A 23,718-nucleotide genomic window follows, 5' to 3' on the forward strand; every position below is an offset into this window, starting at 1 on the left:
AACATTTAAACGAGGACCCCGTCATGGGCATCAGTATCTGGCAACTTCTTATCGTGCTCGGCATTGTCATCCTGTTGTTCGGAACCAAGAAACTCCGCAACATCGGCACGGACCTCGGCGGCGCCATTCGCGGCTTCAAGAAATCCATGAGCGACGACGACAGCAAGCCCGCCGAGCAGGATTCTCTGGAAGGCAAGGACGAGCCCGCGGCCTACAAGGCCGAGGCAGAAGAGAAGCCCCGGGACAAGACCACTGGCTGAGACCAAGCTGAATGTTTGATATCGGCTTTCTCGAGCTCCTGATCTGCGGCGTGATTGCGCTGCTTGTGCTTGGCCCCGAACGTCTGCCTACGGCCGCTCGCGCGGCTGGGCGGTGGATCGGCGGTGCCCGCCGCATGGTCACTCAGTTCACCACGGAACTCGATCGCCAGCTGAAAGCCGAAGAAATCCGGGAAGAGTTGCGCAAGGCCGGAGACGTGGGGCTTGAGGATGTCGAGAAGAGCGTTCGCGGTGCGCTCGACGAGGCCAAGAAGTACGAGCACATGATTCTGCCGGACGATCAGACCACGCGGCCAAAACCGGCACCCGCCAGCCGGGCGCCGGCCAACGAAGCTGATAAGGCTGACACCCCGGCCAACGACGCCTCGGATACCCGTTCATGACCCAGAAGACTGACGGCCAGACCCCGGACGCCTCCAACTCGCAGCCGGAAATGCCGCTGATCGAGCATTTGCTGGAACTGCGCAACCGGTTGCTGAAAATGGTGCTGGCGGTCATCGTCTGTTTTGCCGCCATCTATCCGTTTGCCAACGAGCTCTATCTGCTGCTGTCCCAGCCATTGCGGGAGCTGTTGCCGGTGGGCCAGACCATGATCGCCACCGACATCACCTCACCCTTCTTCGCTCCCCTGAAACTGGCCCTGGTACTGGCCGTGTTCGTCGCTATCCCGGTGATCCTTTACCAGCTCTGGAGCTTTGTTGCACCGGGCCTGTACGCCCATGAAAAACGTCTGGCGTTTCCGCTGCTGTTCACCTCGGTGATCCTGTTCTATCTCGGTGCCGCGTTTGCGTATTTTGTGGTGTTTCCCCTGGTGTTCGGGTTTTTCACGGCCATCGGGCCAGAGGGCATTGTGGAACTGCCGGACATTTCCAGTTATCTGAATTTCGTGCTGAAGATGTTCTTTGCCTTCGGTGTGGCGTTTGAAATACCCATCGCCACCATCCTGCTGGTGCTCACCGGCGCCACGACTCCGGACGATCTCGCCGCCAAGCGCCCCTATATCGTGGTGGGCTGTTTTGTGATTGGCATGCTGCTGACACCGCCGGACATCATCTCCCAGACTCTGCTGGCGGTACCCATGTGGCTGCTGTTCGAGATGGGCATCATCTTCAGCCGGCTTGCGGTTCGCAAACCGGACACCGCAGAATCGAGCGAAGCAGCCGGCGAATGAATCTGGCCTTACTGTTCACCGAAGACTTTGTGGCCGCTGACCGGGCGGTACTGACCGGCCGCCGCCTGACCCACCTCCACCAGGTACTGAAAGTCGCCGAGGGCGACCTGATCCCCGTAGGCCGGGCCGGCGGCAACATCGGCAGCGGTCGGGTGCTGGAACTGACAGACACCCGTGCCGAGATTCAGGTGGAACTGACGGCAGCACCACCCCCGCCACTGCCCCTGACCCTGATTCTCGCCATGCCCCGGCCGAAGATGTTTCGCCGCGTCCTGCAGACCTGCGCCACCCTTGGGGTCAAGGACATCTGGCTGATCAACAGCTACAAGGTGGAAAAAAGCTTCTGGCAGACGCCCTGGCTGTCTGCCGAACACCTGCGCGAAAACCTGACCCTGGGCCTGGAGCAGGCGCGGGACACATTAGTGCCGGAAGTTCACATCCGTAAGCTGTTCAAGCCGTTTGTGGAAGATGAGCTGCCGGCGTTGCTGGCGGGGAAGCGGGCGTTGGTCGCCCATCCCGGCACTGCAGTAGCCTGCCCCGTTCATCTGGATCAGCCAGCCGCACTCTGCGTCGGCCCGGAAGGCGGGTTCACCCCTTATGAGGTTGGCAAACTGGAAGAAGCCGGCTGCCAGGGCGTCCATCTCGGCCCCAGGATTCTGCGGGTGGAAACGGCGGTACCGGTGCTGGTCAGCCGCCTGTTCGATGCCTGTGGATAAATCACGCCGCTGAATTCGATTTGTTCTAATCCAGCCCCATGGCTTCGGCGGCAATGCGGTTCTTTACCGGCCCCAGCTGGTTAAGCCAGCGCATGCCGGTGTTGCGCAGCCAGCGCAGAGGCAGCTCGTCGCGGGCGAAGAGCTGCTTGAAGCCTTCCATGGCCGCCATCATGGTGAGATTCTCACCCTTGCGCCGGCGCTGGTAGCGGGCCAGCACAAACTCATCCGCAGCCCCAAGACCGGCCTTTCTGGCCCGCGACAGCTCATCCAACAAGGCCCGTACATCGCCGTAACCCAGGTTGGCGCCCTGCCCTGCCAGCGGGTGAATGGTGTGCGCCGCATCCCCTACCAGCGCAAACCCCGGGGCTACGTAATCCTTGGCGTGGCGCTGGCGTAGTGGGAAAGCCAAGCGTCGGGAGACGGATTCGACCGCACCCAACTCACGCTCGATCGCCCGCTCCAGCTCGCCGGCGAAGGCCGAATCATCCAATGCCATCAGGCGGCGGGCCTCTTCGGTATCCTGGGACCAGACGATGGAGCAGTAATGTTCATCGCCGTTCTCAGGCAGCAGCGGCAGAAACGCCAGAGGGCCGGTGGGAGAAAACCGCTGCCAGGCGGTAAAGCGGTGACTCTGGACAGTCCGGACCGTGCAGACGATGGCCTGCTGATCATAATCCCATTCACGGGTTGGCAGACCCACCCATTGCCGCAGCCGGGAGTGGGCGCCATCAGCCGCCACGACCAGGTGTGCCGCCAACACGTGGCCGTCCTCCAGAGTGATGCCACGCGGACCCTGAGCACGCGCGTCATCCTGCCACCAGCCAGTCACCTTGACGCCATCGAACAGCTCGACATCGCTGTCCGCGAGGGCCGCAAACAGGCCCCGTACAATATGGCGGTTCTCGATGATGGTACCGAGGGAGCGCGCCTGCAGCTCCGCCGCCTCAAACTGGATGCGGCCGGTGCCGTCACCGTCCCACACCGTCATGGTCTGGTACGGACAATGGCGGCCCGCGGTAATCTCACCCCATACTCCCAACTGTTCCAGCAGGCGCTGACTGGCAGCGGAAATGGCGCTGACCCGCGGTTCGAAATCCTCAACTCCCTGTGCTGCCGCCGGCGCCTGCAACAGCTTCCGGCCCTCACTGCCTTCCACCAGTGCTACCCGCCAGCCTTGGCGGGACAGCCCCAGCGCCAGCGCCGAGCCCACCATGCCGCCGCCGACCACGAGAATGTCGAAGGTTTGTGATTCAGTCATGGTTCGTCGGTTCCCGGTGAGTGGCGGAAGGATGATCAATCATCGCGCGACGGCCACCGATGCCCATGGCCTTGCGGGCAAACCAGCGCTTGGCGCCCGGCACCAGATCCAGGCCCACCAGGCCGGCATCGCGGGCCAACGCCAGAGGTGGCAGGGATTGCCCGAAAATCCGGATCAGCGAGTCCGAGAACTGAACGGTTTGCTGCCAGTCCTGCTGGTGCAGCGTCTGGTAACGGCGGAGTACAGCCAGGTCGCCGATCGACGCACCCTGAGCCACGGCCAGACGGAACTGCTCCACCAAAGTCATCAATCCACGCAGGGCAAGATTGAACCCTTGCCCGGCCACCGGGTGCAGGGCATGGGCGGCATTGCCCACCAACGCGACCCCGGTGCGCACCGGCTCGTCGACCGTGGTCAGTTTCAGGGGGTAATGATTGCACGCACCGATGCGGGTAAAGCGCCCGAGCCGCCAGCCAAAGCGCTCCTGCAGCCGCCGGCACTTGTCGTCGTCAGGCAGAGCAAGCAGCTCGTCCAGGACTTCGTCGGTCAGGGTCCATACCAGGGCCGACTGGTGGCCGGGACGGCTGGCAGAACCGTGCGGCAGCAGCGCCATCGGGCCCGCGTCGGTGAAGCGCTCGAACGCATGGAACCGATGACTGTCTGCGGTGGACACATTAGCGATCAGCGCATGCTGGCCGTAGTCGTGGGTCCGGGTCTGGAAGCCGAGGGTGTCGCGCAGGCCGGAGCGGCCGCCGTCCGCCACCACCAGGCACTGAGCGGTCAGCTCCCGGGTTGCCTCGCCGGACCGCACTGACACCCTGACGCCTTCCGCCAGCGGCGTCATATCCACCACCTCGGCAGGGGCTTCCCACTGTACTCCGGTGTCCAGCAGCTCTCGCATCAGGCACAGCCCCATCCAGCGGTTGTCGGCCACATAGCCCAGCGCCGCCTGACCGTGTTCCGCCGCGTGCAGACGCGTGGCACCGAAGCGACCGCGGTCAGATACGTGAATATGTTCAATCGGGGTGGCGTGCGCCGACAGCCTCGACCAGAGCCCCAGTTGCTCGAAGATCAGCCGTGAGCCCCAGGCCAGGGCCGTGGACCGGGCGTCGTAGCTGGGCTGGTAGCTCTCCGGCAGGGCGTCGGGCGACAACGGGAACGCCTCGACCACGGTCACCCGCAACGAAGGCACCACTTTCGCCAGGGCCAGCGCCAGGGTTGCGCCGGCCAGACCGCCCCCGGCAATGACAAGATCGGTATCGGTTCGGGTCACCGGGTCAGTCCGCCATCAGGGTTTCAATCTCGGCGACGGTCTTGGGCACGGCCTCGGTCAGAACCCGGCAGCCGTCTTTGGTCACCACCACATCGTCTTCTATGCGAATGCCGATGCCGCGCCACTTCTCATCCACGCTGGTGTTGTCCGGCGCAATGTAAAGACCCGGCTCCACCGTGAGCGCCATGCCCGGCTCCAGCTGCCGCCAGGCGTCGCCTACCTTGTAGTCGCCCACATCATGAACATCCAGCCCCAGCCAATGACCGGTGCGATGCATGAAGAAGGGTTTGTACGCCTCACTGGCAATCGCGTCATCCACGGTGCCGGACAGCAACCCCAGATCAATCAGGCCCTGGGTCAGTACCCGCAGGGCCGCCTCGTGGGGGTGGTTCCAGTGGTTGCCGGGGCGCACGGCATCAATGGCCGCGTACTGGGCCGACAGCACCACTTCGTACAGCGCTTTCTGCTCCGCACTGAACCGCCCGCTGACCGGGAAAGTGCGGGTGATGTCGGAGGCATAGCATTCCAGCTCACAGCCCGCATCAATCAGCACCAGGTCGCCCGTTTTCAGCGGCGCGCTGTTTTCGATGTAGTGCAGGATACAGCCGTTGGCGCCGGAACCCACGATGGAGGGGTACGCCGTAGTGCGGGCACCGTGCGCCATGAACGTATGGATCAGTTCGGCTTCCAGGTTGTATTCGTGACCGCCCTTACGGGCGCGCTGCATCGCGCGGCAATGAGCCTCGGCACTGATTTCGCCGGCTTTCGCCATCACTTTGACTTCGCTCGCGCTTTTATAAAGCCGCAGGTCGTGGAGCAGGTGTTCCAGGGCCACAAATTCCCCCGGCGGATGGGCACCCGCCCGTACCTTGCTGCGGATCACTTTGACCCAGTCCATGACCCGGGCGTCAAAGTTGTGGTCCTTGCCCAGCGGGTAATAGACCCGGCTGCGACCCTCAATCATGCCCGGCAGAATGTCGTCAATGTCGGCAATGGGAAAGGCGTCGTCCAGCCCGAACGTCTCGATAGCGCCCTCCGGGCCGGCCAGGAAACCGTCCCAGAGCTCTTTCTCCGGGTTGCGCTCCTTACAGAACAGTACCGATTCGCCGTGTTCACGGCCGGGAATCAGTACCAGCACGGCCTCAGGTTCGCCGAACCCTGACAGGTACTGGAAATCGCTGTCCTGACGGAACGGATGCAGTACATCGCGGTTGCGCACGCATTCCGGCGCTGCCGGGACGATGGCAATGCTGTCCGGTGCCATCCGCTCCATCAGTCGGCGACGGCGATCGGCAAATTCTTTAACGGGTATCATTGACGGCATAATGTCTCCCGCAGGCAGGTACCTGCTCAGTGCAGTGTCGGAGTATCGGTGGCCGGTCTCTCTGGCGGATTGAATTCGGTAAACACCGCCAGCGCGCCCAGGCGCACGTATTCCACTATCTCGATCAGCTGGTGTTCGCTTTCGTCGTCCGGTTCCTCGTCTTCGGACACCTGGCTGATGGCAACCATATCCTCGATCAGCTCACGAATCTCGTCCGGGGCCTGACCCAGGGACTCGCCCGCCGACAGTGCCATACCTTCGAGAAACCCGCGCACCCAGGAGGTTAACGCTTCCAGACGCTGGTCGATGGCGTAATCGTCATCCGGCAGCAGCGGGTGGAAACTCATGTCGGCGGCTTTCAGCAACGCCAGGGTCTGGTCGTAGGCGGCCTGCATGAATTCCTTGAGATCGTCGGACTCCCCGGTCGCGGTCTCCGGCAGGCCCATGTGCTCGCACACCATGGCGAGCCATTCTGATTCATCTATACGTGCACCGGCGGCAAGCCGCCCACACAAAACACCGTGCAACTCGGACGGGTGACTGAAGGCTTTGTGGGCGGTGAACATATTGGCCCAACGCTCAAAAGCGGCGGCGCGGGCGGCACCGGTTGTGTCGGTTTCTGACATGAGAAAGGCGCTTACCTGTTTCACTGAATTTAGGGGACTATCGTAGCATCGGGGCGGATCGAAGGCACTCGCCCTCTTGATTCCCGACCCGATCTGATCAATTATGTTATAACATATCAAAATATCCCGGACGGACTTGCCATGAACACCAAGCATCCCCTGCGCCGCACCCTGCCCGCCTGCCTCAGCCTGACGGTGGCTGTACTGGGTGCCAACGCCCTCGCGACCGAGAACCCCGGCGCCCACCGCCACGGCCACGCTCAACTGCAGGTAGCGGTTGAGGCCAATCGAGTGGACCTGATCTTCACCTCACCGGCTCACAACCTCGCCGGTTTCGAGCGCGACGCGCGAACCCCCGAGGAAGAACAGCGCCTCGAGGACATCGCGGAATGGCTGAGCTCACAGCCACTGGTGGACGTGAACGCAGGCTCGTGCACGGTGGCCGCGGCCGAGGTTCACGCTTCCGGTGCCCCCCATGACCGGCACCACCAAGACCATCACGACCATCACGACCATCACGACCATGACGATGACGGTCACGGACAGGAAGGTCATCGGGAGTACGAGGTAACGCAACAACTCGACTGCAGCGACATGAGCGCAGATCAGACATTCACGGCCGAGGTGATGGCCAGATTCCCGGAGATCGAGGTGCTGTCGGTGCAGTGGGTAAGCGAAACCGCACAGGGCAGCGCGCGACTGGAGGGCGGTCAGACCGGCTTTAGCCTGGGAGACTGAAGCCGGGGCCAGCTGCCTTATTCCTGGTAGCGTTCGACCTTACTGGCAACCACGGAATAGGAGGACTTGGCAACGTCGTTCTCGGTATTCTCCACCACCAGTTCGCCCTCAATCCAGACCGGATCGTAGAGTGCCTCGAGGGTAAAGCCTTCCTTGTACTCCACGTGGATAATCTGGTTGGGCGGTGGTGGCGGAACATGGATACAGGCGCCGTAATAAGGCACCAGGAAGAACTCCAGAATGCGCATGTCATCAGTGGTTTTCAGCGGTACCACAAAACCGGGAATCCGGCCGGTAACGCCGTCCATTTCCGGCACCACGCGACCGGTCATGATTTCATCCGGCAGCGTCACCGGACCGTCTCCATCATGCTCAATTTCTGGCATACTCTCGAGCAGATTAAGGTCCTCTTCCGGCATCAGTTCCAGCCAGTCTATTTCACGATCGGCCGCATTCGCGATACCCAGGGCACCGGCCAGCACTATCGCCAACAGACCTTGCGCGAGTCGAGTACCACGACCGGAAGAAGTAAGCGTCAACATTGCCAGAAACATAAAAACCGCCTGCCTGTGAATACATGGGCAGATCATACACCGAATGAGCGCATGCGCACATGACGTCCGAGACATCCATGCCGCCCGACGGTTCCGCCGCGGTACGCACCCGTGACCTGATCTATCGGTGGCCCAAAAGCCACACCAGCCTGCACTTTCCCGATCTGGAACTGAACGCCGGCAGCCACCTGTTCATCAAGGGCGCCAGCGGCAGTGGCAAAAGCACCCTGCTGAGCCTTCTCGGCGGCATGCTGCGTCCGGCATCCGGTTCCATTTCACTGCTGGGCCGGGATCTTGGCCCGCTGAGCAACGGTCAGCGGGATCGTTTCCGCGCCGACCACATGGGCGTGATCTTCCAGCAGTTCAACCTGGTGCCTTACCTCTCGACCCTGGCCAATGTCACCCTGCCCTGCCGGCTGTCACCCCAACGCCAGCAGCGGACCCACCCCAGTGCCCGCGCAGAGGCCACCGCCCTGCTGCGGGATCTGGCGATTCCCGAGAGCCACTGGCAACAGCCGGTCGGCCGTCTCAGCGTTGGCCAGCAACAACGGGTTGCCGCTGCGCGAGCATTAATCGGGCAACCGGAGCTTATTCTGGCGGACGAGCCTACGTCCGCCCTGGACGCAGACAACCGTGACCGTTTCATTGACGTGCTGCTGACTCTGGCGCACCGGTCGGCGTCGTCGGTGATTTTTGTCAGTCACGACCGGAGCCTGGCACGCCATTTTGACCAGGAGCTGGTGCTGGAGGTATGCCCATGAGACTTCGCCTCGCCCTGTCACTGGCATGGGCCAGCCTGTGGCATCGCCGCCGGGTGCTGGCGCTGGTCACCCTGACCCTCACCCTCAGCGTTACCCTGCTGCTCGGCGTGCAATACCTGCGCACCGAAGTGCGGCAATCCTTCTCCAACACCATTTCCGGAACCGACCTGATTGTCGGCGCCCGCAGTGGCCAACTGAACCTGCTGCTGTACACCGTGTTCCACATCGGCGACGCCACCAACAACATCCGCTGGTCAACCTATCAGGGCCTGACCGACGATGCGCGAATTGACTGGGTGGTGCCGCTGTCTCTCGGGGACAGCTACCGCGGGCACCGTGTGGTGGGCACCGACCGGGGCTTTGTCGAGCATTTCCGCTTTGGCCGGGAGGAAGCCCTGAGCCTGAGCCAGGGTGAATGGTTCGGGGACGTGTTCGACGTGGTGCTGGGTGCCGATGTTGCTCGCCAGCATCAACACGCACTGGAAGACGAGCTCATCCTGTCCCATGGCGGCGGCCGCACCAGCTTCTCCAATCATAAAGACACCCCGTTCACGGTGACCGGCATATTGGCGCCCACCGGCACACCGGTGGATCAGGCGGTTTACATCAGTCTGGAAGGCATGGAAGCCATGCACATTGGCTGGCAATCCGGCGTTGCCATCCCGGGTCGCACCGTGACCCGGGAGGAGGCGCGGAAACGGGATCTGACGCCCTCCTCCATCACCGCAGCGCTGGTGGGCATCGAGCGCAAAGTGATGACATTCCAGGTTCAGCGCCAGATCAACGAGTTCCGTGACGAGCCGCTGTCCGCCGTGTTGCCGGGCGTCGCCCTCAGTGAGCTCTGGCGCATCATGGGACAGTTCGAGCGGGCCCTGCTGGGGATCACCGGTTTTGTCGTCGTGACCAGCCTGATCGGCCTGATCGCGGTGCTGCTCACCCTGCAGGCCCAGCGCGGGAGGGAAATTGCCATCCTCCGCGCCACCGGGGCATCACCGTCACTGGTGGCGGCACTGCACGTAATCGAGTGCGTCACCCTGGCGGCGATCGCCTGCCTGCTGGCACTGGCGCTCAGTGCTGGCGGCCTGGCCCTGATCAGCCCCTGGCTGCTGGAAAACCATGGCATTCAGATCGGTTTGCGCCCACTCGCGCCCACCGAGTGGCTGATCCTGGCCACCGTACCTGCCACGGCGGCGCTGGTGGGACTGATTCCGGCGCTGCAGGCCTGGCGGCAAAGCCGCCATCACGGACTCAGTCATGGCAGCGACGGATAATCACCGCCTGAGGTGACATCGGTCACGCATCCGGGGCCATGACATCCCTGTAAATTGACCGACTTGCAGTCCACACTTATAGTTGTTGGCACCAATCACAACAGGCGTTGACCTAATCATGGAACAGTCCGAACTACAGGCATTGGCGGACAAACTGGACAAGCTCATCGAGCGCTGTCGCAAACTGGAACGCGATAACGCCGCGCTCAGAGAGCTGCAGGATGACTGGAACCGGGAACGAGCCCAACTGATGCACAAGAACGATCTGGCGAAAAACAAGATCGAAGCCATGATAGGTCGCCTGCGGGCCCTGGAGCACCACTGATGGCCAAACAGCAGCCCACCACCGTTGAGGTGAAAATCCTCGATAAGGAATACCTGGTCGCCTGTCCGGACGAAGCGCGGGACGCCTTGCTGCAGTCCGCCCGGCACTTGGACAGCAAAATGCGGGAGATCCGCGCCAGCGGCAAAGTCTTCGGAACCGAACGCATTGCGGTGATGGCCGCCCTGAACATCACCCATGATCTGCTCGAGCAGGACACCATGTCAGGCGCCGCCAGCGCTATCCTCGAGGCTATGGACGACAAGCTTGATGACGCCCTCGGAGAAAGCTCCGGCCAATAATTCGTTACATTCCGACAGGATTCAGGTGTTGCAATGGGCCCCGTCCGTACCCTTATAATGGGAACAACTTCCTGGGCTGTTCGCTGGTCGGGTACGTCCTCGAGCCGATGCGCATTACCCAGGTGGCTACTCTAGGGCATTGTGAGCACGTCCCCCGCGGGGGAAAGCCTAATATGTCACAGCGGCCACCGACCTTGAACTTTGGGTTCAAGGGCCACATCCGATAACGGCAGCCCGGGAAGCTTTATTTTGAGCCAGTTTATCGCCCCCGATCCCTTCGATTCAGACCCCGACAAACCTTCCCGCACCCGCCTTCGCAGGCAACTCAGGCAGCAACGCCGGTCGCTGACTGCGGAACAGCAACAACGTGCCGCCGAAAATCTTGCTCTGAATCTGCTGGGCAACCCGGATTTGCATCGCGCGAGACATATTGCCGTGTACCTGCCCAACGATGGCGAAATCGACCCGCACACCTACCTGACGGTGGCCCGACGCAAGGGCGTTCAGTTCTATCTGCCAGTGCTTCACCCGATTCATCCGGGCCGTCTGGTGTTCAGTCCCTACCACGATGGCATGGCACTGTTCAGTAACCGCTTTGGCATCCCCGAACCTGCATTTCGCCACGGCCTGAGACGACCGCCCTGGGCGTTGGATGCCGTGCTGTTTCCGCTGGTGGGGTTCGACGAATCAGGAGGAAGGCTGGGAATGGGGGGAGGTTTCTACGACCGGACGTTTGCTTTTACCCGGGTTCGGCCGAGGCTGGCGCCCAAGCTGATCGGCCTTGCCCATGATTTTCAGAAGGTGTCTGCGCTGCCCGTTGAGCCCTGGGATGTTCCACTGCACAGCGTGGTCACTGACCGTTGCTGCTACCGAGTCCGCTAGCGATTTTCCGGCCGCACAACGGGGGCTGTGTCCGCGCTGCTGACCAGCACGCCTGCTGCGGACGTCGTGCTGCGCTTGTCTTCAGAAGCCTGCAATGACGTAAATGCGGTGATCGCCAAACCAATCGCGAAAACCAGCAAAATGGCCCGAATGCTGTCAGGCTTGTGTTCCATGGTGCGCTTCTCCAAATCCCAGCAGGGTAAAGACTCGATAAATCAGCGGACTATTGTAGTTTTTTAACAATTTGACGAAAGATTAACACGCATCCTGATATATACAATTCCACACAGATTAAAATTTTGTAAGGCAATCTGCCAGTTGGCCTTCGGCAAACCGGACAGCCCCAAACCTTGCGACGGATGATATCGCCCGTCCGGGGCGCACGGGGCCTGCCCCGCACACTCTTACTCCGCACTATCAGGCCTGACCGTTGCCGGCACCCAGAAACAGCTGATACGCCTCGTTATCCGTCATGTTCTCGTAACGGAAGCCTACCTTGTCGAGCATCGCCTCGAAATCCGTCAGGTCCTCATCGTCCACCTGGGCGCCCAGCAACACTCGGCTGTAGGCCGCGCCATGGTTGCGGTAGTGGAACATGGAGATGTTCCAGCGGGTGCCCAGAGACATCAGGAACTTGAGCAACGCGCCCGGGCGCTCCGGGAATTCGAACTGGAACACTTTCTCATTGGAAATGGATGGCGCGTGGCCGCCCACCATGTGACGGACGTGTTGCTTGGCAAATTCGCTGTCAGTGAGGTCCACCACTGAATAACCGGATTCACGCAGATCCTGAACCAGCTCGTCGCGGCCCAGACCGCCCGCCTGGATCTGGATGCCCACGAAAATAGTGGCGTTCTTGCTGTCCGCGTAGCGGTAATTGAATTCGGTGATGCTGCGCTTGTGCAGGGCGTTGATGAACGTTTTGAACGCGCCCGGCTTTTCCGGGATGGTCACGGCCAGAATCGCCTCCCGCTTCTCACCGATTTCGGTGCGCTCGGAAATGTAGCGCAAGCGGTCGAAATTCATGTTGGCGCCGCTCAGGGTGACCGCGAGATTCTCACCCTCAATCTGCTCCCGCTCGATGTACTTTTTCACTCCGGCAACGCCGAGCGCGCCCGCCGGTTCGGCGATGGAACGGGTGTCCTCGAAGATGTCCTTGATGGCGGCGCAGATCTCGTCAGTGGAGACCGTGATCACTTCGTCCACATAATCCTTGCAGATTTCCCACGGATGCTCACCGATCTGCCTGACCGCCACGCCATCGGCAAAAATACCCACCTCGTCCAGCACCACACGCTCACCGGCTTTCATGGCGGCTTGCAGACAGTTGGAATCATCCGGCTCCACACCGATGACCTTGATTTCCGGGCGCAGATACTTGATGTAGGCGGCCATGCCGGCGATCAGACCGCCGCCGCCCACACAGATAAACACCGCATGCAGCGGCTTGGTGAACTGCCACATCAGTTCCATAGCAACGGTGCCCTGACCGGCAATCACGTCCGGGTCGTCGTAGGGCGGAATGTAGGTGTAGCCGTGTTTCTGAATCAGCTCCTGGGCGTGTGCCGCGGCCTCATCGAAGGCATCGCCCTTGAGCACAACCTTGGCACCGTGATCCCGCACCGAGCGCACCTTGATATCCGGCGTGGTTTGCGGCATCACAATCACTGCCTTGATACCCAGATTCTTCGCCGCCAATGCCACGCCCTGGGCGTGGTTGCCCGCGGACGCACAGATCACGCCTTTCGCTTTCTGCTCTTCCGAGAGCTGCACAATCCGGTTGTAGGCGCCGCGAATCTTGAAAGAAAATACCGGCTGAAGGTCCTCGCGCTTGAGAAAAATCTGATTATTGAAGCGTTTGGAGAGGCTGCGAGCCTCGGTCAGCGGTGTTTCGATGGCCACGTCGTAAACCCGGGCATCGAGAATTTTCTTGATATAGCGTTGCGGCATGGGTCCGTCCGGAAATTGGATTGAATGTGAGTCGGGTTAAAACCGGGAAGTGCGCTGGAAAAACGCACAGTGTAGAAACTTAAGCGGTGCTTCGTCTATAAGCAGCTGTGCCGGAGAGGCTATAATGGTGACAAACCTGACCATTTCCCCAACCGGAGCTCCCCATGACCCAGGACGAACTGAAAAACGCCGTTGCCAAGGCTGCGCTGGATTACATTGCACCTCACCTTGAACGCAACAGCATCGTTGGTGTGGGCACCGGCAGCACCGCGAACTTTTTCATCGACCTGCTCGGGGGCATCCGTAACGAGTTTGACGGCGCCGTAGCCAGCTCCGACGCCACCGCGGAGCGCCTGAAAAGCCATGGTATTCCGGTGTATGACCTGAACAGCGTGGGCGAAATCGAGTTCTACGTGGACGGCGCTGACGAAACCAACGAACACCTGGAACTGATCAAGGGTGGAGGCGGCGCACTGACCCGCGAGAAAATCGTGGCCGCCGTGGCCAAAACCTTTATTTGCATCGCCGACGAGTCAAAGCTGGTGGGCACCCTGGGTGACTTCCCGCTGCCGGTAGAAGTCATCCCCATGGCCCGCAGCCACGTGGGCCGCGAGATCGTTCGCCTGGGCGGCGATCCGGTTTACCGCGACGGTTTCACCACCGACAATGGCAACATCATTCTGGACATTCACAACATGGACATATCGCGCCCGATTCAGGTTGAGGAAAAGCTCAACCAGATCGTCGGCGTGGTCACCAACGGCTTGTTCGCGCGGCGCTCGGCGGACCTGCTCCTGCTGGGTACTGCCGACGGTGTGAAAAGCATTCCCCGCAAGGGCCGTTAAGCCGGCGCACAGGCGCCGACCGGCAGATCAGGCCAGCAGGGGTGGTTTGGCAAACAGCTCAAACCAAGCGCTTGCTTGGTGCCAGAATTTACGCGACACTGCTGGCCATGCCTTTTGACCCAGGGAGAACCGCCGTGTCCGACTATTTCAACGACATCCACGACCAGGCCCGCCTGAGTGCCCGCAAATTTGTGGCCACACACGTGCTGCCCTTTATCGACGACTGGGAGGAGGCTGGCGAGTTTCCCCGTGACCTCTACCGCAAAGCTGGCGATGCTGGCCTGCTCGGCATCGGCTTTCCGGAGGCGCTGGGGGGCACAGGCGAAGGCGACATCTTCCTAAAGGTAGCCGTCTCCGAAGAACTGATGCGCTCCACCTCCGGTGGCCTGGTCGCCGGCCTGGGCTCCCTCGATATCGGCCTGCCACCCGTTGCCAAGTGGGCGAAACCGGAAGTGCGCAACGCGATCGTTCCACCCGTGCTGCGGGGCGAGAAAATAGCCGCCCTGGCCATCACCGAACCCGGCGGCGGCTCGGACGTGGCGAACCTGAGAACCCGGGCGGTGCGGGACGGGGATCACTACATCGTCAATGGCAGCAAGACCTTCATCACCAGTGGCATCCGCGCCGACCACTACACCGTCGCCGTGCGCACCGGAGGAGAAGGTCACAGCGGCATCAGCCTGTTATTGATCGACCGCGACATGCCTGGATTTGCCACCGGCAAGAAGCTGCGCAAGATGGGCTGGTGGGCCAGCGATACCGCCGAGCTGTTCTTTGAGGACTGCCGCGTGCCCGCCGACCGCCTGATCGGTGCAGAAAATGCCGGCTTCATCGCCATCATGAGCAACTTTCTGGCAGAGCGACTGATGCTGGCCATCATGGCCTACATGACCGCCGAGATCGCGCTCGAAGCCTCCCTCGCCTATGCCAACGAACGCAAAGCCTTCGGCCGCAATATTGCCGGCTTTCAGGTCACCCGCCACAAGCTGGTGGACATGGCGACCCAGGTCGACGTGGCGCGGGAATACACCTACCGCTGCGCCGCCCTGATGCAGGCGGGCAAGAACCCCGTCAAGCAAGTGGCGATGGCCAAGAACTTCGCTGTTGACGTGTGTGAGCAGGTCACCCGGGAAGCGGTTCAGATTCATGGTGGCATGGGCTACATGCGGGAATCGGTGGTTGAGCGGCTCTACCGTGACGCCAAGATCCTGTCCATTGGCGGCGGCACCACCGAGATCATGAAAGAGCTGATTGCCAAGCAGCTCAAACTGTAATTGCGGGGCCGACCAAGGTTTAGTTTCGAACTGCACCAGACTTCCGTATAATTGCGCCCACTTTTTAACCGCAGTTAAACGCACTCTCAGGAAGGATCGCTCATGCACTTCGATAACATCCCCTCAGGCAAGAATCCGCCGGAAGACATTTACGTGGCCATCGAAATCCCGGCCAACAGCTCACCGGTCAAGTACGAACTGGACAAAGACATGGGCGCGCTGCTGGTTGACCGTTTCATGGCAACCCCGATGTTCTACCCGGCCAACTACGGCTTCATCCCCCATACCCTGGCCGATGACGGCGACCCCATCGACGTACTGGTGGTGACTCCATACCCGATCCAGGCCGGCTCCGTGATTCGCTGCCGCCCCGTGGGTGTTCTGAACATGGAAGATGAGGCCGGCGGCGATGCCAAACTGGTTGCTGTTCCCCATGACAAGCTGACCCAGTCCTACCACAACATCCAGGAAGTCGATGATCTGCCCGAACTGCTGCGCGACCAGATCCGTCACTTCTTCGAGAACTACAAGACCCTGGAACCCGGCAAATGGGTCAAGGTTCAGGGCTGGGGTAACGCGGCCGAAGCCAAGCAGGCCATCCAGGACGCGGTAAACGCCTACAAAGGCTGATCCCCGCGCTTCTGGTACAAAAAAACCGGGCCATACCAGCCCGGTTTTTTTGTATCTCGGGAAAGCCGTTGCCCGGCTCGCGTTCAACCCCGCGAGAGCAGGTCCCGCATGTCACTGATGGCGGCATTCGCCCGCGACAGATAAGCGGCCATGGTCAGGGAGTGGTTGGCCAGCACCCCGAAACCACTGCCGTTAAGAATCACCGGGCTCCACATTTCGCCTTGGGCGCCTTCCAGCTCGATTATGATCTGTTTAACGCTGGCCATGGCATTCTTGTCCGTCAGCACCTTGCGAAAATCCACCTCAATAGCCCTGAAGATGTGCAACAGCGCCCAGGAACTGCCCCGCGCTTCATAGAACGCGTCGTCGATCTTGGTCCAGGACGTTTTTACTTCTTCCCCGGACCGCTCTTCCGCCAGCGGGTCGTCTGGGTTAATCATGGACACCGCATCCGACACCGAGGCCTTACCGACACTCTCACCGAGGGTGCGCGACAGGCTGCCGAGTCGGGTTTCCAGGTCCGCCAGCCAGTTATTCAGGTTGTCAGCACGGGCGAAAAACTGGGCAGAAGGCTGGTCGCGGCGTGACAGCCGGTCCAGGTAACGGTGCAACGCGTTGATGCCGTTACGGTACTCGGCTTCGGTGGACGGGATGGCCCAGCTATCGCTGTCAAAATGAAACTGCGGTTCCGCCACAATCAGATCAGGATCTTCCGCCGACTGACTCTGGGAGCGGCTGATATCCTTTCGCATGGCGCGAGACAGGTCCCGTAACTGCACCAGTACACCGTATTCCCAGTTCGGCATGTTATCCAGCCACAGCCCGGGCGGAAAGATATCGTTGGTGATGTAGCCGCCCGGCTTGTCCAGGAGGGTTTCAGCAATACGGATCATCGTTGCCGTCGTGGCAAAGCCGGCAACCGGCTCACGGTCCATACTGGTGGATACACTGCGGGTATGCTCACGCACCGAGAATGTATCCGGCTCACTGCTCCAGATCATTCCCAATATCACCGCGACCAGCAGATAGATGCCAAGAACGATCAGAATGAATTTACCGACCACACCGCTGCCATCGGCGTAATCCTGCACATCTTCTTTGCGATCCCTGAAATATTGCTTGATTCTGCCCGGCATCGGTTATTGATCCCCCTGTCCGTTTTCGTTGTCAGCCTTGAATGGCCGTCCCAGATGGTAGCCCATTGCACCGTCAACACCCAACTTACGCAACACGTCGTGCTCCGCGGCGGTTTCCACGCCGGTGGCGAACACCTTCACGCCACGACTGTGCGCGATGGCCACCACGGATTCCAGATAAAACCGGTTTTCCTGATGGGTATCAATGCTATGAATAAAGCTATTATCGATACGAAGCCCCTGGAACCTCAGATTTCTCAGGTAACTGAAGGGAACGCCGCCAACCCCGAAACGATCTACCAATACCGCGACCCGAAGCCGATTCAGCGCCCGCACCAGCAGCCCGACAGCGGTGCGATGGTGGTGCACGGTCTGCTCGGAGATCCCGATCCACAAGCGCTCACGCACATCGGCCGCGGCTTCCAGTCGCTGAAGCAGATCGCTCCGGAATGCCTCACTGGCCACCGATGAGGCACTCAGCGTCAGCGCCAGGTGCCCTCCCGGCCTGCGGCGAAGCAACTCGATTGCTTCACGGGAAACCCGTCGGTCAATGTCCTCGATCAACCCGAAGCGCTCAGCCATGGGCACAAATACACTGGCCTTGAGCTCGCCCTCGTCTGTGGTGATGCGGGAAAACACTTGTTGATAGACCAGCTCTCCACCTCCGTTAAGCACCATCGGTTGCAGCCACAGTGAAACCCGGTCGTCGCGGATGGCTTCGGCGATGATGGCTCGCCACGTCTCGCGGTTGTGATGGCCATCCCGGCCCGGGTCTGCGGCATGACATCCGGTATTGGAGCTGGCCTGAGCCTGCCGCAGGGCTTCATCGGCCGCTGCCATAAGCTCCCGGGCGTTGCGATCTCCCAGCGCCTGGGCCACACCGCCATGGACCATGACCTCCACCGGCGCGGCAAGATCGGAATAGATGCCGTCCAGCTCCTCCACCAGCTGCTGACACCAGACGATGCCGTCCGCCTGGGTAACGCCAGGCAGGAACAGGGCAAATTCAGCTCCGGTCCGGCGGCCGGCGAAAGCGTCCGTGTGGGCGCGCACGAACACGGTCATGGCACCGGCGATCCGCAGCAGCAGGCGGTCCGCCTCGCTGCGGCCGTATGTCTGGTTGTAAACCGAGAACCCTTCCAGCTGGATCAGAAACAGCACACCCGGTGCGGCGCGCTCTTCCGACTCCACCTCCACTTTCAGGCGCTGATCGAAGGCACTGCGACTGGCCAGCCCGGTCACCGGATCCTCATTGCTGACCCGCCGCAGATGCTGGATCAGCTTCGCCTGCCCTTCGAACAGCGCACCCAGGTCATCCGCCATCTGGTTCATCGCCCGGGTGACCTGATTCAGGTCGCGGGTGGACTGGACGTCTATGCGCTTGCGGAAATCCCGCCGGCCGAGGGCTTCGGCCTGTTTTTCCATGGCTTTCAGAGGCTGCAGAGTGCGGCGCACGATCCAGAACAACATACCCAGCCCCAGGCCGCCAATGAATAACGTCCCCACGATCATACCCACCGCGACCTGCCAGAGGTCTTGGTACGCGCGCCCAGGATGGCTGACCACTTCCACACTGCCAAGCCGTGACCAGCCGCGCACCACCTCGGCCCGGCCCACCGGCAGGGACAGATCCGCCAATGACACAAACCAGGTGGGCACACCGCCCGCCGTGACCACCGTTTCGCGTCCCGCCACCCGCTGCCCCTGAAGATTCAGGTAGACCACCGACAGATAGCGACCGCTGTCGAACACCGAATCGATGAGTGATGCCGAAGCCACGGGATCGCGACCATCGATGGCATTGGAGAGTGACAGCCCCACAGCGGTTGCGCCATCACGCGCATGGCCGGCGAGCTGGTCCGATACATAGTCCCGGAAACGGTCAAAACTGAAGGCAAGACTGGCCAGCAACAGCAAGAGCACCAGGCTGCCGGTGTACAACAACAGCAGGGATCGAAGCGAGATCACTCCCTTCTGGCGAAACGGCAATGTGTGAGTCTGCATCCGTGCCATCACTGGCGGCCTCCGGGCCCCTCTGGCCCCTGGAAATTTGGCTCGCTTGCGGGTGCCGGTGTGATCTGCCCCGCAGAGTTGACAAACATTTACATAGCGTCACCTACGCCGACAACACTAAACACTATAGACTCTGCAAAAGGACTAAGGTTGAAAAATCTGCCTGTAGCGGAGACGGGCGGACCATAACGAAGAAAAAAAGCAGGCCGGAGCACGATGAACGACGAAAGCCAGAAAGAGAAGCTCAGACAGCACTTTGCCCGTCGCGTCACCACCCAGGCACGGGTTGTGCTCGACACCTGGCAGAAGATTCATGAGACCCCTCAGCAGTCGGCCGCTTTTCGTGATGATTTTGCCACCGCCACTGACAAACTGGTTCGCTACGCCCAGCGCTTCGACATGGCCAGTCACGCCGATGCCGGCAAGAAAACCCTCGATCTGCTGCATCAATGGGCGCCCGGTGAGAACCTGCCCGATGGCCTCGAGCGGCAACTGCGGGACACCATTGAGCTGCTCTCCCGCAGCACCTTGCGGCGCACCGACCAGGACACCCCCGAGGCGCCCCAGCAATTCCGCCGCACCCCGGTCTATATCGCCCTAGCCAACGCCGAGATGGCGGCGCGACTGATCCGGCAACTGGAGTTTTTCGGGTTTCGCGCGTCCGCGTTCAGCACCGCGGAGCGACTGATCGAAGCCTGTGCCCTGCACAAGCCGGAAACCATTCTGATGGACGTCAATTTTGGAGGCGACACCAACACCGGCATCGGTGCCATTGAACGCCTGCAGGAGCGGCACGACACCCCCATACCAATCATCTTCATGAGCGATGAAGACGGCACCATCGAAACCCGTCTGCGGGCGTCCCGCTGCGGGGGTGAGGAATTTTTCTATCCGGCGGTGGATCCGGGGCAACTGATCGAGAAGATCGAGAGCTACACCCACGGCAATACGATTGAACCTTACAAAGTGCTGGTGCTGGATGATTCCCGCGCCCAGGCGAAGTTCATGGAAACGGTGCTGAAAAAAGCCGGCATGAACGCCCACATCATTACCGATCCGATGCAGATCATTCATGCCCTGGAGGAGTTCTCTCCGGAAATCATCATTCTCGACATGTACATGCCCGGCTGCACCGGCATGGAGATCGCCCGGGTGATTCGCCAGCAGGACCGTTTCCACAGCGTACCGATCATCTACCTGTCTGCGGAAGAGGATGTCAGCAAGCAACTGCACGCCATGAGCCTGGGCGGCGACGACTTCCTCACCAAACCGATCGACCCCAAGCACCTGATCGCCACCATCCACAACCGGGGCCGGCGCGCTCGATCGCTGTTGGCGCTGATGATACGCGACAGCCTGACCGGACTGTTCAATCACACTCACACCCTGTACCTGCTGGATCAGGAAATTGTTCGCGCCCGACAGAAAGAACACCCGCTTTGCTTCGCGATGATCGACATTGATTACTTCAAGAAGGTTAACGACACTTTCGGGCACCCCATCGGAGACCGGGTGCTGCGCAGCCTGTCGATGTTCCTGAAGCAGCGGCTGCGCAAGACCGATCACATCGGTCGTTACGGCGGAGAGGAGTTCGCCATCATCCTGCCCGATACCCGGGAAAGTGATGCCCGCAACGTATTCAACGAAATTCGTGAGCGGTTTTCAGAACTCCTGCAGCCCGCCGGCGACCGGGAGTTCAACGTTACCTTCAGCTGCGGCGTGGCCGCCTGGAACGGCGATAATTCCCAGTCCCTGTGCGAACGCGCCGACCGGGCGCTTTACCGCTCCAAGGAGCACGGCCGCAACTGCGTAACCGCTGCCAGCGACTGACAGAGCTGCCCACCTGCCCGGCCCGCCTGCGGCCGGGCTTATGAAACCAACGTCTTATAGAACTCGCTTCCCGGCTTAACGACAATGTCCCTCAGTGAACGGCGCCCCCGCGATCGGCCCGGATCGTGCTTTTTTTAGACCAATTGACGACCGCCCGCATTGTCAAAAAGTGTTGATCTCAGGCCAATTAGCACGCACCATTGTTGGAAAATGTCGGTAATTTCGGCGATCCTGTAAAAAAACGGTAAGGCAGAGAAGCAATCATGTCGACAATTCTGGTCCTCCACGGCCCCAACCTGAACATGCTCGGCACCCGTGAGCCCGAGGTGTACGGTTACGAGACCCTGACGGACATCGACAAACGGCTGCACAGCAAGGCTGCCGAACAGGGCCACCACCTGCTGCACCTGCAATCAAACGCCGAATACGAATTGATTGAACGCATCCATGAAGCACGAACCGAAGGCGTCGACTACATCATCATGAACCCCGCGGCCTTCACGCACACCAGCGTGGCGCTGCGCGATGCCATGCTGGCTTCAGGCATACCGTTTATTGAAGTGCATCTTTCCAACGTGCATGCGCGGGAGGCCTTCCGCCATCACTCCTATTTTTCCGATATCGCCGACGGCGTTATCTGCGGGTTGGGCAGTCAGGGCTATGACCTGGCCCTGACGGCTGCCCTGCAACGAATTCACCGATAGACCAGATCAACACGGGACCGGACCTACTATGGATATTCGCAAAATCAAGAAACTGATCGAACTGCTCGAGGAATCCGACGTCGAGGAACTGGAGATTCACGAAGGTGATGACTCCGTTCGTATCTCCCGCCGTCGGGAACAGGTCGCCGGCACCCAGTACATGGCCCATTACCCGGCGCCGGCACCCCAACCGGCAGCACCGGCCGCTGACAACCCCGGCACCGACCCGGGCGAGAGCGCAGCACCGCCGGCGCCCACCGGACACACGCTCAACTCACCCATGGTCGGCACCTTCTACCGTTCACCGTCACCCACGGCGAAAGCGTTTGTGGAAGTCGGCCAGAAGGTCAATGTGGGCGACGTTGTCTGCATCGTTGAAGCCATGAAGATGATGAACCAGATCGAGGCGGACAAGAGCGGCACCGTCACCGAAATCCTGGTTGAAAATGGCCAGCCGGTAGAGTTTGACCAGCCCCTGGTCGTCATTTCCTGAACTCGGTGATCGCACATCATGGCTATGTTAGAAAAAGTTCTGATCGCAAACCGGGGCGAAATTGCACTCCGCATACTGCGAGCCTGTAAAGAGCTCGGCATTAAAACGGTGGCCGTCCACTCCCAGGTAGATCGTGATCTGATGCACGTGCGCCTGGCGGATGAATCCGTCTGCATCGGTCCGAACAGCCCGACCGAGAGCTACCTGAACATCCCCACCATCATCAGCGCAGCGGAAGTCACCGACTCGGTGGCCATCCATCCCGGTTACGGTTTCCTGGCGGAGAATGCCGACTTCGCGGAACAGGTCGAGAAGAGCGGTTTCCGCTTTATCGGCCCGCGAGCCGAAACCATTCGCCTGATGGGCAACAAGGTGTCTGCCATCAACGCCATGATCAAGGCCGGCGTTCCCACTGTACCCGGCTCCGATGGCCCGCTGACCGACGACGACGAGCGCACACTGCGCATCGCGCGGGAAATCGGCTATCCGGTCATGATCAAGGCCGCGTCCGGCGGCGGTGGCCGGGGTATGCAGGTGATTCATTCGGAAGCCTCATTGCTCAAGGGCGTACAGATTACCCAGAGTGAGGCGCGCAACGCCTTTGGCGACCCCACGGTGTACCTGGAGAAGTTCCTGGAAAAACCGCGTCACGTGGAAGTTCAGGTGCTGGCCGACATGCACGGCAACTGCATTCATCTGGGTGACCGCGACTGCTCCATGCAGCGCCGCAACCAGAAGGTCATCGAGGAAGCGCCTGCGCCGAACATCAACCCCGAATCCCGCGCCCGCACCCTGAAAGCCTGTACCGATGCCTGCAAGGAAATCGGCTACGTAGGCGCCGGCACCTTCGAGTTCCTGTATCAGGACGGCGAGTTCTATTTCATCGAAATGAACACCCGGGTTCAGGTTGAGCACCCGGTGTCCGAGATGGTCACCGGTGTCGACATCGTGCGGGAGCAGCTGCGGATCGCCAGCGGCCTGCCGCTGCAGTACACCCAGGACGACATCCGCATTTCCGGCCACGCCCTGGAGTGTCGCATCAACGCGGAAGATCCGAAAACGTTCGTACCCAGCCCCGGCAAGGTCAAGCACTTCCATGCCCCCGGCGGTAACGGCATCCGCGTGGATTCGCACCTGTACAGTGGTTACACGGTTCCGCCCTACTACGATTCCCTGGTGGCCAAGCTGATCACCTGGGGCGATGATCGCGAAATCGCCCGGCGCCGCATGAAGAACGCTCTCGACGAGCTGCTCGTTGAAGGCATCAAGACCAATCAATCCCTGCATCGAAAACTGGTGCGCGATGGTGGCTTCAAACAGGTAGACTTCACCATCCATTACCTGGAAAAACTGATACGGGATTGAAA

At 60.8% G+C, this 23,718-nt stretch carries 26 protein-coding genes and 1 other RNA gene; 18 read left to right on the plus strand and 9 right to left on the minus strand.

The window, feature by feature from the left end; genetic code table 11:
• The first annotated feature begins 23 nt into the window (after positions 1-23).
• Genes tatA through MLC70_RS02470 form a run of 4 tightly spaced genes read left to right on the plus strand, consistent with a single transcriptional unit; the run spans position 24 to position 2,165 of the window.
• Positions 24-260 (plus strand): twin-arginine translocase TatA/TatE family subunit, encoded by a 237-nt coding sequence (gene tatA / locus MLC70_RS02455; RefSeq protein WP_248181454.1) that lies wholly within the window; start codon positions 24-26, stop codon positions 258-260.
• An 11-nt stretch (positions 261-271) separates the two neighbouring features.
• On the plus strand, positions 272-661 hold the full coding sequence (gene tatB / locus MLC70_RS02460; RefSeq protein WP_248181456.1) for a Sec-independent protein translocase protein TatB: 390 nt from the start codon (positions 272-274) through the stop codon (positions 659-661).
• Positions 658-1,449 carry a twin-arginine translocase subunit TatC gene (tatC, locus tag MLC70_RS02465; protein WP_248181457.1) on the plus strand — a complete coding sequence of 264 codons (792 nt, stop codon included), beginning with the start codon at positions 658-660 and terminating at the stop codon, positions 1,447-1,449. Before tatB ends, tatC begins: the two co-directional genes overlap by 4 nt.
• The gene (locus tag MLC70_RS02470; protein WP_248181459.1) at positions 1,446-2,165 is read left to right on the plus strand and encodes a 16S rRNA (uracil(1498)-N(3))-methyltransferase; all 720 of its coding nucleotides are present in this window, start codon (positions 1,446-1,448) and stop codon (positions 2,163-2,165) included. The genes tatC and MLC70_RS02470 overlap by 4 nt, the downstream gene beginning before the upstream one ends.
• A gap of 25 nt (positions 2,166-2,190) precedes the next feature.
• Here MLC70_RS02470 and MLC70_RS02475 read toward each other — a convergent pair whose 3' ends face one another.
• The 4 genes from MLC70_RS02475 to MLC70_RS02490 are packed head-to-tail and all read right to left on the minus strand — an operon-like array spanning position 2,191 to position 6,646.
• A complete protein-coding gene (locus MLC70_RS02475; RefSeq protein ID WP_248181461.1) occupies positions 2,191-3,423 on the minus strand; it encodes an FAD-dependent monooxygenase in 1,233 nt (410 codons plus the stop codon).
• Complete coding sequence (ubiH, locus tag MLC70_RS02480; RefSeq protein ID WP_248181462.1) at positions 3,416-4,696, minus strand: 2-octaprenyl-6-methoxyphenyl hydroxylase; 1,281 nt, start codon at positions 4,694-4,696, stop codon at positions 3,416-3,418. The genes MLC70_RS02475 and ubiH overlap by 8 nt, the downstream gene beginning before the upstream one ends.
• 4 nt (positions 4,697-4,700) lie before the next feature.
• On the minus strand, positions 4,701-6,020 hold the full coding sequence (gene pepP / locus MLC70_RS02485) for a Xaa-Pro aminopeptidase (RefSeq protein ID WP_248181463.1): 1,320 nt from the start codon (positions 6,018-6,020) through the stop codon (positions 4,701-4,703).
• A 26-nt stretch (positions 6,021-6,046) separates the two neighbouring features.
• Complete coding sequence (locus tag MLC70_RS02490; protein ID WP_248181465.1) at positions 6,047-6,646, minus strand: UPF0149 family protein; 600 nt, start codon at positions 6,644-6,646, stop codon at positions 6,047-6,049.
• Positions 6,647-6,787: 141 nt separating this feature from the next.
• Between MLC70_RS02490 and MLC70_RS02495 the strand changes: the two genes are divergently transcribed.
• Positions 6,788-7,384 carry a ZrgA family zinc uptake protein gene (locus MLC70_RS02495; RefSeq protein ID WP_248181467.1) on the plus strand — a complete coding sequence of 199 codons (597 nt, stop codon included), beginning with the start codon at positions 6,788-6,790 and terminating at the stop codon, positions 7,382-7,384.
• Between the two features lie 17 nt (positions 7,385-7,401).
• Here the strand turns inward: MLC70_RS02495 and MLC70_RS02500 are convergent, their stop codons facing one another.
• On the minus strand, positions 7,402-7,938 hold the full coding sequence (locus MLC70_RS02500) for a DUF3299 domain-containing protein (RefSeq protein WP_345799527.1): 537 nt from the start codon (positions 7,936-7,938) through the stop codon (positions 7,402-7,404).
• Between the two features lie 59 nt (positions 7,939-7,997).
• On the opposite strand from MLC70_RS02500, the gene MLC70_RS02505 reads away from it, so the two are divergent.
• The 6 genes from MLC70_RS02505 to MLC70_RS02530 all read left to right on the plus strand — a co-directional run bounded on the left by MLC70_RS02505 (position 7,998) and on the right by MLC70_RS02530 (position 11,476).
• Positions 7,998-8,699: an ABC transporter ATP-binding protein gene (locus MLC70_RS02505; RefSeq protein ID WP_248181469.1), complete on the plus strand. Its 702-nt coding sequence runs from the start codon at positions 7,998-8,000 to the stop codon at positions 8,697-8,699.
• The gene (locus tag MLC70_RS02510) at positions 8,696-9,970 is read left to right on the plus strand and encodes an ABC transporter permease (RefSeq protein WP_248181470.1); all 1,275 of its coding nucleotides are present in this window, start codon (positions 8,696-8,698) and stop codon (positions 9,968-9,970) included. The genes MLC70_RS02505 and MLC70_RS02510 overlap by 4 nt, the downstream gene beginning before the upstream one ends.
• Before the next feature lie 118 nt (positions 9,971-10,088).
• Positions 10,089-10,295 (plus strand): TIGR02449 family protein, encoded by a 207-nt coding sequence (locus MLC70_RS02515; RefSeq protein ID WP_012136985.1) that lies wholly within the window; start codon positions 10,089-10,091, stop codon positions 10,293-10,295.
• On the plus strand, positions 10,295-10,594 hold the full coding sequence (locus MLC70_RS02520) for a cell division protein ZapA (RefSeq protein ID WP_248181472.1): 300 nt from the start codon (positions 10,295-10,297) through the stop codon (positions 10,592-10,594). The genes MLC70_RS02515 and MLC70_RS02520 overlap by 1 nt, the downstream gene beginning before the upstream one ends.
• Before the next feature lie 65 nt (positions 10,595-10,659).
• Positions 10,660-10,839: non-coding RNA, 6S RNA (gene ssrS, locus MLC70_RS02525), on the plus strand.
• Between the two features lie 4 nt (positions 10,840-10,843).
• On the plus strand, positions 10,844-11,476 hold the full coding sequence (locus MLC70_RS02530; protein WP_248181474.1) for a 5-formyltetrahydrofolate cyclo-ligase: 633 nt from the start codon (positions 10,844-10,846) through the stop codon (positions 11,474-11,476).
• On the opposite strand, the gene MLC70_RS02535 is transcribed toward MLC70_RS02530, so the two are convergent.
• Together MLC70_RS02535 and ilvA are read right to left on the minus strand one after the other, a co-directional pair.
• Positions 11,473-11,649, minus strand: coding sequence for a hypothetical protein (locus MLC70_RS02535; RefSeq protein ID WP_248181477.1), 177 nt, complete (start codon positions 11,647-11,649; stop codon positions 11,473-11,475). The genes MLC70_RS02530 and MLC70_RS02535 overlap by 4 nt on opposite strands.
• A gap of 244 nt (positions 11,650-11,893) precedes the next feature.
• Positions 11,894-13,426 carry a threonine ammonia-lyase, biosynthetic gene (gene ilvA, locus MLC70_RS02540; RefSeq protein WP_248181479.1) on the minus strand — a complete coding sequence of 511 codons (1,533 nt, stop codon included), beginning with the start codon at positions 13,424-13,426 and terminating at the stop codon, positions 11,894-11,896.
• 164 nt (positions 13,427-13,590) lie between these two features.
• Between ilvA and rpiA the strand changes: the two genes are divergently transcribed.
• The 3 genes from rpiA to ppa all read left to right on the plus strand — a co-directional run bounded on the left by rpiA (position 13,591) and on the right by ppa (position 16,175).
• On the plus strand, positions 13,591-14,271 hold the full coding sequence (gene rpiA, locus MLC70_RS02545; RefSeq protein WP_248181480.1) for a ribose-5-phosphate isomerase RpiA: 681 nt from the start codon (positions 13,591-13,593) through the stop codon (positions 14,269-14,271).
• 134 nt (positions 14,272-14,405) lie between these two features.
• A complete protein-coding gene (locus MLC70_RS02550) occupies positions 14,406-15,545 on the plus strand; it encodes an acyl-CoA dehydrogenase family protein (RefSeq protein ID WP_410797533.1) in 1,140 nt (379 codons plus the stop codon).
• 102 nt (positions 15,546-15,647) lie between these two features.
• Positions 15,648-16,175 carry an inorganic diphosphatase gene (gene ppa, locus MLC70_RS02555; protein ID WP_248181483.1) on the plus strand — a complete coding sequence of 176 codons (528 nt, stop codon included), beginning with the start codon at positions 15,648-15,650 and terminating at the stop codon, positions 16,173-16,175.
• An 83-nt stretch (positions 16,176-16,258) separates the two neighbouring features.
• Here the strand turns inward: ppa and MLC70_RS02560 are convergent, their stop codons facing one another.
• Both MLC70_RS02560 and MLC70_RS02565 read right to left on the minus strand, forming a co-directional pair.
• Positions 16,259-17,311: a DUF2333 family protein gene (locus MLC70_RS02560; RefSeq protein WP_248181484.1), complete on the minus strand. Its 1,053-nt coding sequence runs from the start codon at positions 17,309-17,311 to the stop codon at positions 16,259-16,261.
• A 3-nt stretch (positions 17,312-17,314) separates the two neighbouring features.
• A complete protein-coding gene (locus MLC70_RS02565) occupies positions 17,315-19,324 on the minus strand; it encodes a bifunctional diguanylate cyclase/phosphodiesterase (protein ID WP_248181486.1) in 2,010 nt (669 codons plus the stop codon).
• A gap of 216 nt (positions 19,325-19,540) precedes the next feature.
• Between MLC70_RS02565 and MLC70_RS02570 the strand changes: the two genes are divergently transcribed.
• The 4 genes from MLC70_RS02570 to accC all read left to right on the plus strand — a co-directional run bounded on the left by MLC70_RS02570 (position 19,541) and on the right by accC (position 23,716).
• Positions 19,541-21,154, plus strand: coding sequence for a diguanylate cyclase (locus MLC70_RS02570; RefSeq protein ID WP_248181488.1), 1,614 nt, complete (start codon positions 19,541-19,543; stop codon positions 21,152-21,154).
• Positions 21,155-21,417: 263 nt separating this feature from the next.
• Positions 21,418-21,858 (plus strand): type II 3-dehydroquinate dehydratase, encoded by a 441-nt coding sequence (aroQ, locus tag MLC70_RS02575; protein WP_248181489.1) that lies wholly within the window; start codon positions 21,418-21,420, stop codon positions 21,856-21,858.
• Positions 21,859-21,886: 28 nt separating this feature from the next.
• Positions 21,887-22,351, plus strand: a complete 465-nt coding sequence (gene accB, locus MLC70_RS02580) for an acetyl-CoA carboxylase biotin carboxyl carrier protein (RefSeq protein WP_248181490.1) — start codon at positions 21,887-21,889, stop codon at positions 22,349-22,351.
• An 18-nt stretch (positions 22,352-22,369) separates the two neighbouring features.
• Positions 22,370-23,716 (plus strand): acetyl-CoA carboxylase biotin carboxylase subunit, encoded by a 1,347-nt coding sequence (accC, locus tag MLC70_RS02585; RefSeq protein WP_248181491.1) that lies wholly within the window; start codon positions 22,370-22,372, stop codon positions 23,714-23,716.
• Positions 23,717-23,718: the final 2 nt, after the last annotated feature.

Origin of the sequence: Marinobacter goseongensis, from assembly GCF_023156235.1 — a bacterium.
In the GTDB taxonomy this organism is placed as follows: Bacteria; Pseudomonadota; Gammaproteobacteria; order Pseudomonadales; family Oleiphilaceae; genus Marinobacter; species Marinobacter goseongensis.